Annotated in this window: 14 protein-coding genes; 2 read left to right on the forward strand and 12 right to left on the reverse strand. The window is 65.3% G+C overall.

Annotated elements, in window-relative coordinates:
* Nucleotides 1-3: 3 nt before the first annotated feature.
* The 5 genes from AM2010_RS06925 to AM2010_RS06945 are packed head-to-tail and all read right to left on the reverse strand — an operon-like array spanning nt 4 to nt 3,454.
* Nucleotides 4-357, reverse strand: a complete 354-nt coding sequence (locus tag AM2010_RS06925; RefSeq protein WP_047806449.1) for a Rossmann fold domain-containing protein — start codon at nt 355-357, stop codon at nt 4-6.
* A complete protein-coding gene (locus AM2010_RS06930; RefSeq protein ID WP_047806450.1) occupies nt 354-728 on the reverse strand; it encodes a dihydroneopterin aldolase in 375 nt (124 codons plus the stop codon). The genes AM2010_RS06925 and AM2010_RS06930 overlap by 4 nt, the downstream gene beginning before the upstream one ends.
* A gap of 9 nt (nt 729-737) precedes the next feature.
* A complete protein-coding gene (locus AM2010_RS06935) occupies nt 738-1,628 on the reverse strand; it encodes a class I SAM-dependent methyltransferase (protein WP_047806451.1) in 891 nt (296 codons plus the stop codon).
* Complete coding sequence (gene thrC / locus AM2010_RS06940) at nt 1,628-3,028, reverse strand: threonine synthase (RefSeq protein ID WP_047806452.1); 1,401 nt, start codon at nt 3,026-3,028, stop codon at nt 1,628-1,630. Before thrC ends, AM2010_RS06935 begins: the two co-directional genes overlap by 1 nt.
* Before the next feature lie 48 nt (nt 3,029-3,076).
* A complete protein-coding gene (locus tag AM2010_RS06945) occupies nt 3,077-3,454 on the reverse strand; it encodes an ArsR/SmtB family transcription factor (protein ID WP_047806453.1) in 378 nt (125 codons plus the stop codon).
* 49 nt (nt 3,455-3,503) lie between these two features.
* On the opposite strand from AM2010_RS06945, the gene AM2010_RS06950 reads away from it, so the two are divergent.
* Nucleotides 3,504-3,983 carry an SRPBCC family protein gene (locus AM2010_RS06950; RefSeq protein ID WP_047806454.1) on the forward strand — a complete coding sequence of 160 codons (480 nt, stop codon included), beginning with the start codon at nt 3,504-3,506 and terminating at the stop codon, nt 3,981-3,983.
* A gap of 20 nt (nt 3,984-4,003) precedes the next feature.
* A complete protein-coding gene (locus AM2010_RS06955; protein WP_047806455.1) occupies nt 4,004-4,399 on the forward strand; it encodes a VOC family protein in 396 nt (131 codons plus the stop codon).
* On the opposite strand, the gene AM2010_RS06960 is transcribed toward AM2010_RS06955, so the two are convergent.
* The 7 genes from AM2010_RS06960 to ctaD all read right to left on the reverse strand — a co-directional run bounded on the left by AM2010_RS06960 (nt 4,386) and on the right by ctaD (nt 9,699).
* Entirely contained in the window at nt 4,386-4,973 is a 588-nt protein-coding gene (locus AM2010_RS06960; protein WP_047806456.1) for an SURF1 family cytochrome oxidase biogenesis protein, read from the reverse strand. The two genes, AM2010_RS06955 and AM2010_RS06960, sit on opposite strands and share 14 nt — an antisense overlap.
* A complete protein-coding gene (locus tag AM2010_RS06965; protein WP_047806457.1) occupies nt 4,970-5,359 on the reverse strand; it encodes a DUF983 domain-containing protein in 390 nt (129 codons plus the stop codon). Before AM2010_RS06965 ends, AM2010_RS06960 begins: the two co-directional genes overlap by 4 nt.
* Nucleotides 5,359-6,180: a cytochrome c oxidase subunit 3 gene (locus AM2010_RS06970; RefSeq protein ID WP_047806458.1), complete on the reverse strand. Its 822-nt coding sequence runs from the start codon at nt 6,178-6,180 to the stop codon at nt 5,359-5,361. The genes AM2010_RS06965 and AM2010_RS06970 overlap by 1 nt, the downstream gene beginning before the upstream one ends.
* Before the next feature lie 64 nt (nt 6,181-6,244).
* Nucleotides 6,245-6,829 carry a cytochrome c oxidase assembly protein gene (locus tag AM2010_RS06975; protein ID WP_047806459.1) on the reverse strand — a complete coding sequence of 195 codons (585 nt, stop codon included), beginning with the start codon at nt 6,827-6,829 and terminating at the stop codon, nt 6,245-6,247.
* Nucleotides 6,830-6,832: 3 nt separating this feature from the next.
* Nucleotides 6,833-6,958, reverse strand: coding sequence for a hypothetical protein (locus AM2010_RS14460; protein WP_047807776.1), 126 nt, complete (start codon nt 6,956-6,958; stop codon nt 6,833-6,835).
* The gene (locus AM2010_RS06985; protein ID WP_047806460.1) at nt 6,955-7,872 is read right to left on the reverse strand and encodes a heme o synthase; all 918 of its coding nucleotides are present in this window, start codon (nt 7,870-7,872) and stop codon (nt 6,955-6,957) included. The genes AM2010_RS14460 and AM2010_RS06985 overlap by 4 nt, the downstream gene beginning before the upstream one ends.
* 120 nt (nt 7,873-7,992) lie before the next feature.
* Nucleotides 7,993-9,699, reverse strand: coding sequence for a cytochrome c oxidase subunit I (ctaD, locus tag AM2010_RS06990; protein WP_047806461.1), 1,707 nt, complete (start codon nt 9,697-9,699; stop codon nt 7,993-7,995).
* Between the last annotated feature and the right edge of the window lie 6 nt (nt 9,700-9,705).

Genomic DNA, 9,705 nt, shown 5'->3' on the forward strand with positions numbered 1-9,705 from the left:
GCGCTAGCCTGCCGCATTCGGCGGCGTGTGGCCAGCTTTGCCGGTATCGCCTCCGCACAGCGGCAGATATTGCCCGGTGACCCCCGGCGCGCCAGTCAGATAGTCCTGCGCGCCCTGCATTGCCTCCCGCTGACCGGTCGTTACGGCGTTGGCCCGCCGCGGGGCATGTTTGCGAGCAAGCGATGCGACGGCGGCCCGGCGCCATGCGTTGTGCGTATGATCGGCAGGTGCAAAGGCGATCAGCAGGTCCTGGCCCGATGCCAGAACCTCCTCCGCGAAAGGCAGCCAGTGCTGGTGGAACACGGCCGCTGCCGCGAGGGGATCGCCGGGCAGATCGTCGACCGCGATCACTTTCATTCGCGGCGCTCGCGGGTCAGCGTGATGCCGATCTTCTCGCCCGCTTCGGCGATGGCGAGCTTGACGATCTTCACCGTCACCGCCTCGATCCGATCATCCTGCAGGAACAGCGTTTCGCAGATGTGATCCGCGACCGCTTCGATCAGCTTGAAATGGACGCCCGGCGGCAGCGCTTCGGTGGCGGCGAACTTCAGGTCCATGTAGTTCTTGCTGGCATCGAGCGGGGTATCGGGCGCGTAATGCGCCGCGCACTTCAGCTTCGCCTGGATCGTGATCCGCAGCGGTTGCGGCTTGCCGGTCTCTTCCGAATAGATCCCGGTCAGGACATCGTGTTCGAGATCGGCGATTTCGAGGATGAGCGAATCGGCCATTTCCAGCGCTTAGCCCCTATTCGACCAGCGTGCGAAGATTGCGGTGGGCAGGAGGCGGGGATGTTTGCCATCTTCGCGCACAGAAAGGTCGCCGTGTTGGATCTGCCCCGGCAGATCCTGCATCGCCGAGGCAAGCAGTCCGCCCAGTGCCAGGCTGCTCATCCGCACGGCATAGACGGTCAGGAACAGGAACCGGCTGCCATCGTCGAGCAGGCGGCGGCAATCGGCGACGAGGCCCGGCAGGCTTTCCTCCAGCCGCCAGACTTCCCCGCCCGGCCCGCGCCCGAACTTGGGCGGATCGAGGATGATCCCGTCGTAGCGCCGCCCGCGCCGCACCTCGCGCGCGGCGAATTTCGCCGCGTCGTCCACCAGCCAGCGGACCGGCCGGTCCTCCAGCCCCGAAAGCGCCGCGTTGGCGCGCGCCTGCGCGACCGATTTCTTCGACGCATCGACATGGGCAACCCGCCCGAACCGGCTGAGCGCGAGCGTGCCGACGCCGGTGTAGCCGAACAGGTTCAGCAGCTCCGCATCGTCCCGCCCATCGAGCTGGTCGCCCATCCAGCGCCAGACCGGCGCCATGTCGGGGAAAAAGCCGAGATGGCGGAACGGCGTGCACTGGGCGGTGAAGCGCACCCCTTCCCACGCCAGCGGCCAGCCATCGGGCGGCACATCCTGCGCGAACTGCCAGCGCCCGCCGCCATCCTCGTCCGAGCCGGGCACGAATTCGCCGTGGGCCTGCCAGTCGGCATCGCGCGGGGCCCACATCGCCTGGGGTTCGGGGCGGATGAAGCGCCAGGCGCCGTAACGTTCGAGCTTGCGCCCGTGGCCGCTGTCGACCAGCCCGTAATCGGACCACCCCTCCCCCGCCATGACCAGCGGCTGTTCGACCAGCTGAGCCATCAGCGCGGGGTCGCGTTCCCGGCGACATGGGCGACGACCGCGTCGTAATCGCCGGGCAGCTCGACCATCCTTTCCTCGCGCTCGAACAGCTCGCCCACGCGCGAGGGCAGCACGGGCCGGAAGCCGGTCGCACGTTCCACCGCATCGCGGAACTTGGCCGGATGTGCGGTCGCGAGCGTGACCACCGGCATATCGCCGGGCAGGTCGCGCTGCTGCCGCGCAGCGTGGAGGCCGATCGCGGTGTGCGGGTCGATCGTTTCGCCGCTGCATTCCCAGGCCCAGCGGATTGCCTGCGCCATGTCGTCGGCATCGGCCCGCGCGCTGGTGAACAGCGCCGCCGCACCCTGCCGCTGGGCGTTGGTGAGCCGCATCGCCCGGCTCGCTTCGAACCCCTTCATCTGTTCGGCCAGCGCCGCCCCGTCGCGCCCGCCGGCATCGAACAGCAGGCGTTCGAAATTGGAACTGACCTGAATATCCATCGAAGGCGCGGCAGTGGGCGTCACTTCGCCCGCCGAATAATCGCCATCGGCCAGCGCGCGGTGGAGGATGTCGTTCACGTTGGTCGCCACCACCAGCCGTTCGATCGGCAGGCCCATGCGCGCGGCGACATAGCCGGCGAAGACATCCCCGAAATTGCCGGTCGGCACGGCGAAGGCAACCTTGCGCGCCGGCGCGCCGAGCTGGAGCGCGGCGGCGAAGTAATAGACCACTTGCGCCATCAGCCGCGCCCAGTTGATCGAATTGACCGCGCCCAGCGCGAAACGCCCGGTCAGCGCCGGATCGGCGAACATGCGCTTCACCATTGCCTGGGCATCGTCGAAACTGCCGTCGATCGCGATATTGTGGACATTGGGGGCCAGCACCGTCGTCATCTGCCGGCGCTGGACGTCGCTGACGCGCCCTTTCGGATGGAGCATGAAGATTTCCACCCCCTCGCGCCCCGCGACCGCGTCGATCGCGGCCGATCCCGTATCGCCGCTGGTCGCGCCGACGATGGTCAGGCGCCCGCCCTTGCGGCCCAGGAATTCCTCGAACAGCAGACCCAGCAATTGCAGCGCGACATCCTTGAACGCCAGCGTCGGACCGTGGAACAGTTCGAGCAGCCAGTTGCGCTCGTCCAGCTGGACCAGCGGCGTCACCGCATTGTGCGCGAAGCGGCCATAGGCTTCCTCGCACAGCGCCAGCAGCCGATCGGGCGACAGGCTGCCGCCGACGAAAGGCTGCATGATCCGCGCGGCCAGCACCGGATAGGGCAGCCCGGCGAGCGCCGCGATCTCCTCATGCGAAAGGCGCGGCCATTCGCGCGGCAGGTAAAGACCGCCGTCATTGGCCAGCCCGGCGAGCGTGACGCCTTCGAAATCGAGCGCCGGTGCGCTGCCGCGGGTAGAGACGTATTCCATCGGATCGATCGACTAGCCGCGCCCCGCGCGCCCCGCAAGCAACACCGGCTAGGCTTGGCCGTGGCTTTCCTTCTTTCCGGCCTTCGCTCCGGCGCCTTCCCCGTCTGCCTCCAGCCCGAACTTGAAACGATGGAGGCCCGCCGCCGCCGCGGCTGCGTGGGGGCCGATCCAGCGTTCGTGGATCGCCTGTATCGGCATGGCGTCGAGGTGATTGAACCGCTCGCGCCCCTTGCGCACTGCGACCACCAGCCCGGCGCGTTCCAACACGCGCAAGTGCATCATCACGGTGGTGCGATCGAGCGCCGGGAAACAGGTGCAGAGCTGTTTCGTGGTCAGCGGCCGCAGTTTCAGCGCGTCGCAGATCTCGCGCCGCACGCGGTTGGCCAGCGCCTTGAAAACACGATCGAGTTCGTCTTCGTTTGACATGTTATGTTTTTATAACATAATTGGCTGTGACTCAAGAGGAGCGCGAATCATGCAGGTGAATTTCAGGGTCTCGGGCCGGATCGCAAAGCCGGTGGCCGAAGTGTTCGAAGCGGTTGCCGACCCCAAAAAACTGTCCCGCTTCTTCACCACCGGCGGGGCGAAGGGCCGGATGGAAACCGGGGCCACCGTGATGTGGGAATTCGCCGACGTTCCCGGCGCCTTTCCGGTCGAGGTGATCGAAGTCGTCCCGAACGAGAAGATCGTCATGGAATGGGCCGCGCAGGAAGCCGAGAGCGGCGATATCGGCGCAACGATGCACGATGCCGATTACCGCACCACCGTCACCATGCTGTTCAAACCCACGGGCGACGGGCGCACACTGGTCGAAATCGCCGAGGAAGGCTGGCGCGACACGCCCGGCGGATGGCGCAGTTCCTACAACAATTGCGAAGGCTGGACCGGAATGCTGACGGCAATGAAGGCCTGGCTGGAACACGGCATCAACCTGCGCGAAGGTTTCTATAAGTAAACGGACGAAGGAGATTGCCGATGCCCCAATCCATCTTGCCCTTCCTGATGTTCCAGGGCGATGCCGAGGCGGCGCTGGAATTCTACCGCACCACGATTCCCGGCACCCAAGTGGATCGGATGGAACGCTATGGCGAAGGCGAGCCGGTTGCCGCCGGCCGGTTCAAGAGCGCCCGCCTGACGCTGGCCGGGCAGGAGGTCATGGTGCTCGACAGCCCGCCGGTCCACGACTTCACGTTCACCCCGGCGTTCTCGTTCTACGTCGAATGTTCGGACGAAGATGAAGTGCGCGCCCTGGCGGCGGCATTGTCGCACGATGGTGCGACGATGATGCCGGTGGAAAACTACGGCTTCAGCCGGCTGTTTGCCTGGGTCAGCGACCGCTTCGGCGTTTCGTGGCAGCTCAACTGCGCGTGACGCCGCCTGCCCCGTGCCATCTGCGGCGCAGCGCGAGCCAGTAGATCGCCAGCGCGGTGAGCGCGAAGAAGAACCACTGCCCGGCATAGGCGAGGTGATTGTTGGGTACGTTTGCCGGATCGGGCGGGGCCAGCGGGGCCAGCCCGGCGATCGGGCGCCCGGCAACGAGCCGCGGCCCCGATGCGATCACCCCTTCGATCGTGCCGCCCTGCCATTGCGGGGCCTGCGGCCGTTCGGACCATCCGATCGCGATATCGGCCTCTTCCCCCTCGCCGATTGCGCAGTGGGCGATGTGCGCCCAGCCCTTGCGCCCGTCGGCCGCCGTGCCCGCGCGGCTGGAAAGCGACAGCACGCGTTCGCAATCGAGCTGGGCGTGGCGGAACAGGTTGCGTTCCGCCTCCCCCTCGGTGCGCGGCCAGGGCACGGCGGCGGACATCGTCCGTGCGGCCTGATAGCGCGCGAGCAGCGCCTCTTTCTGCTGCATGCGATCGAGTTGCCAGAAACCGAGCGCGACCATTGTCGCGACCGCAGCCAGCACGATGATCGTCGGCAGGATCGGGATCTTGCGCGTCATGGCTCGCGCCCGCCGGCTTCTTTCGCCGCGTTGCGATATTCCGCGCCGATCAGCCACCCTTTCGCGACGCGCAGGCCGAAGACCACCGCCAGCGCGGTAATCGGCACCCACAGCAGGACATGGACCCAGAACGGCGGCTGCACCGCCAGTTCCAGCCAGATGGCGAGGCCTGTGATCAGCGCCCCGATCGCCAGCGTCAGGAAAGCCGCCGGCCCGTCGCCCACGTTGAACTTCGCAAAGTCCAGCCCGCAGGCGGCGCAGCGTTCGTCGAACCGGATACCGCGCGCGAACAGGGTCTTGCCCCGGCAACGCGGGCACAAACCGAAAAGGGCAGCCGCGGCGGTGCCGGGCTGCCCCTTTTCAACGGTTGGCTCGCGCCCGTCCATCAATGGACCGGTGCGCCCCAGCTGCCCCAGACGTAAACCGTGACGAACAGGAACAGCCACACGACGTCGACGAAGTGCCAATACCACGCAGCCGCTTCGAAACCGAAGTGCTGGCGCGGGGTGAAGTGGCCCTTGTACGTCCGCACGAGGCAGACGATCAGGAAGATCGTGCCGACCAGGACGTGGAACCCGTGGAAGCCGGTCGCCATGTAGAAGGCCGAGCTGTAGGTGTTCTCGCCAAACGCGAACGGGGCGTGCATGTATTCGTAAGCCTGGATGCAGCTGAACAGCACGCCCAGCAGGATCGTCAGCCACAGGCCCTTCTTCAGCCCGTCGCGGTCGCCGTGGATCAGCGAATGGTGCGCCCAGGTGACGGTGGTGCCCGAACACAGCAGGATCAGCGTGTTGAGCAGCGGCAGGTCGAACGGGTTCATCACCGCTTCGATCGCGACCGGCGGGAACTGGCCGCCGACCACTTCGGAAATTTCGCTCGGGAACAGGGCGAAATCGAACCAGCTCCAGAACCAGCCGACGAAGAACATCACTTCCGATGCGATGAACAGGATCATCCCGTAACGCATGTGGAGCTGCACCACCGGGGTGTGATAGCCGCCTTCGGCTTCCTTCACGATATTGCTGAACCAGCTGAAGAACGTCGCGATCAGACCCGCAATGCCGAGGCCGAGGACGATCTGCCAGTTCGCCATCTCGTGCATGTAAAGCACCATGCCGCTGGTGAAGACCAGCGCCGACAGCGAGCCCATCAGCGGCCAGATGTCGGGGGGAAGGATGTGATAATCGTGGTTCTTGGTTCCGGCCATTGATCGCAGGTCCTGTCTAAACGGTTGCGCGGCCCTTAATCGGCGGCGCGGCGTTGGTCCAGTGTTAGGGTGTGCCCGTCGAAACGGAATCGGGTTTGCGGTGGAAGGTATAGCTGAGCGTGATCTGTTCCACGCTCTGCGCATTGGGATCGTCGAGGATCGCGGGGTCGATGAAGAACAGCACCGGCATCCGCACTTCCTCCCCCGGTTGCAGCGTCTGCTCGGTGAAGCAGAAGCACTGGATCTTGTTGAAATACTTGCCGGTCTGTTCGGGCTCCACATTGAATGTCGCGGTCCCGGTGATCGGTTCGCTGCTGTCGTTGCGGGCGGTGAAGAAGGCCATGTCCCGCTCGCCGATCTGGACCGTTTCGGTCACCTGTTCGGGCGCGAAAGTCCATGGCATGGCGTGCGAGGTCGATGCATCGAAACGGACGGAAATCGTCTTCGCGCCGGCGCTTTGCGCCATGCGGCTGGCGAGATCCGCCTCACCTTCCGTCGCGCGCTGGGTCGTCCCGCCGAAGCCGGTGACCTGGCAGAACATCTCGTAAAGCGGAACCGCGGCGTACCCCAGCCCCAGCATGGCGCCGGCGGCCAGGAAGCCGAGCATCCCCACGCGCAGGTTCTTGCGTTCGAGCGCGGCGGTCGTCATCGATCAGTCCCCCATCTTCACGAATGTGAGAACGTAGAACAGCACGACGAAGAAGCCGAGGACCAGCGCAAGGGCCACGTTGCGCCCCTTCTGCCGCCGCTTGAACGCTTCCTGATCTTCGGGTGTCATGCGATCCATCCTTGGGTTTGGGCCATGCGATCCGCGACCAGCGCCGCGAACAGCGCGAACAGGTATAGCACGCTGTAACCGAACAGCCGCTTTTCCGGCCGCATCCGGTCGTCCGCCTGCGATTCGCGGAAAGCCACCGGCAGCGAAAGCAGCACGAACAGCACGGTCAGCACAGCCGCCGCAGCGCCATAGATCAGCCCGGTGCCGCCGATCAACCACGGCGCCAGCGCGAGCGGGAGCAGGAGCAGCGAATAGATCAGGATCTGGCGCCGGGTGGACCGTTCGCCCTTCACCACCGGCATCATCGGAATGCCGACTTTGGCGTAATCCGATTGAACGAACAGCGCGAGCGCCCAGAAATGCGGCGGGGTCCACATGAAGATGATCGCGAACAGCAGGATCGGCATCGCGGTGATGTCGTTCGTCACCGCGACCCAGCCGATCATCGGCGGGAAGGCCCCAGCCCCGCCGCCGATCACGATGTTCTGCGGCGTGCGCGGTTTCAGCCATACGGTATAGACGAGCGCGTAGTAGACGATCGAAATCGCCAGGATCACGGCGGCAAGCCAGTTCACTGCCAGGCCCATGAGCAGAACCGAGCCGACCGACAGCGCAACGCCGAAATCGCGCGCGTCGGTGCGCGCCAGGCGCCCTGCGGGAATGGGCCGGCCGGCAGTCCGCTTCATCCCGGCGTCGAGATCCGCCTCCCACCACTGGTTCAGCGTCGCCGCCCCGCCCGCGCCCAGCGCGATACACAGGACCGCGACGAAGCCGATGACCGGATGAACCGCGCCCGGCGCCGCCAGCAGGCCGCAAAGCCCGGTGAAGATCACCAGGCTCATCACGCGCGGCTTGGTCAGCGCGAAGAAATCGCGCCAGTCGGCCGCCGGCATTCGGGTCGTGGTCGCGGTCATGTCTTTCTCCCGCCCCTCCCGGAGCGGAGGGCGAATGCGGTGCAACAGGTCAACGCCGGTCCCGCATCCACCCCACTGATCGCTACCGCCCTCCCCCACTGTGGGGGAGGAGCAGCGGCGTCAGGCGGATGCCGGGCGGTGATCGTGATAGTCGTGATGCTCCTCGATCACCGGAAGCGTTTCGAACTGGTGATAGGGCGGCGGGCTGGACAGCGTCCATTCCAGCGTCGTCGCGCCTTCGCCCCACGGGTTCGCCCCGGCACGGCGCCCGGCGATGAAGGCGTAAGCGATGTTCACGAAGAACACGAGCATCGAAGCCGCCATGATCGCGTAGCCGATCGAGGAGATGTGGTTCCAGTAGGCGTAGGCTTCCGTGAAATCGGGATAGCGACGCGGCATTCCGTTCAGCCCCAGGAAGTGCTGCGGGAAGAAGATCACGTTCACGCCGATGAAGAAGACCCAGAAGTGGATATGCGCCAGCAGCTCGCTGTGCATCCGCCCGCTCATCTTCGGGAACCAGTAGTAGAACCCGGCGAAGAGCGAGAACACCGCACCCATCGACAGCACGTAGTGGAAGTGCGCAACCACGAAGTAGGTGTCGTGCACGACATCGTCGATCCCGCCGTTGGCGAGGTACACGCCGGTCACACCGCCCACGGTGAACAGGAAGATGAAGCCGAGCGACCAGACCAGCGGGCTCTTGAATTCGAGGCTGCCGCCCCACATCGTCGCGATCCAGCTGAAGATCTTCACCCCGGTGGGCACCGCAATCACCATCGTCGCGGCGGTGAAATACATCTTCGTATTCACGTCGAGGCCCACGGTATACATGTGGTGCGCCCAGACGACGAAGCCGACCACACCGATCGCGACCATCGCATAGGCCATGCCGAGATAGCCGAACACCGGCTTGCGGCTGAAGGTCGCGATGATCTGGCTGACCATGCCGAAGCCGGGCAGGATCATGATGTAGACTTCGGGGTGACCGAAGAACCAGAACAGATGCTGGTAGAGGATCGGATCGCCCCCGCCGGCCGGATCGAAGAAGGTCGTGCCGAAGTTGCGATCGGTCAGCAGCATGGTGATCGCCGCGGCCAGCACCGGCAGCGCCAGCAGCAGCAGGAAGGCAGTGACCAGCACCGACCACACGAACAGCGGCATCTTGTGCAGGGTCATGCCCGGCGCACGCATGTTGAAGATGGTCGTGATGAAGTTGGTCGCACCCAGGATCGAACCCGCACCGGCAAGGTGGAGCGCGAAGATCGCGAAGTCGACCGCCGGGCCATCATGCCCGTAAGTCGCAAGCGGGGCATAGACCGTCCAGCCGGTGCCCGCGCCATAGCCTGCGGCAGTCCCCGGCACGAAGGCGGAGAAGAGCAGCGAACAGAAACCGGCGACCGTCAGCCAGAACGAAATGTTGTTCATCCGCGGGAAGGCCATATCCGGCGCGCCGATCATCAGCGGCACGAACCAGTTGCCGAACCCGCCGATCATTGCCGGCATGACCATGAAGAAGACCATGATCAGGCCGTGCGCGGTGATCAGCACGTTCCACATGTGCAGGTTGGCGTCGAAATTCGCCTCCCCACCCATCAGGTTGACCCAGAAGCCCAGCACCTGAATGCCCGGTTCGGCCAGTTCGGCGCGCATGATGCCCGAAATCGCCCCGCCAACGATGCCCGCGACGATCGCGAAGATCAGGTAGAGGGTGCCGATATCCTTGTGGTTGGTCGACATGAACCAACGCGCGAAGAAGCCGGGCTTGTGATCGGCATCGTGATGGGCGTCATCGGTATGAGCCTGGAAGCCTTCAGCGGTAGTAGCCATGATCGC

The organism is Pelagerythrobacter marensis, from assembly GCF_001028625.1.
GTDB lineage: Bacteria > Pseudomonadota > Alphaproteobacteria > Sphingomonadales > Sphingomonadaceae > Pelagerythrobacter > Pelagerythrobacter marensis.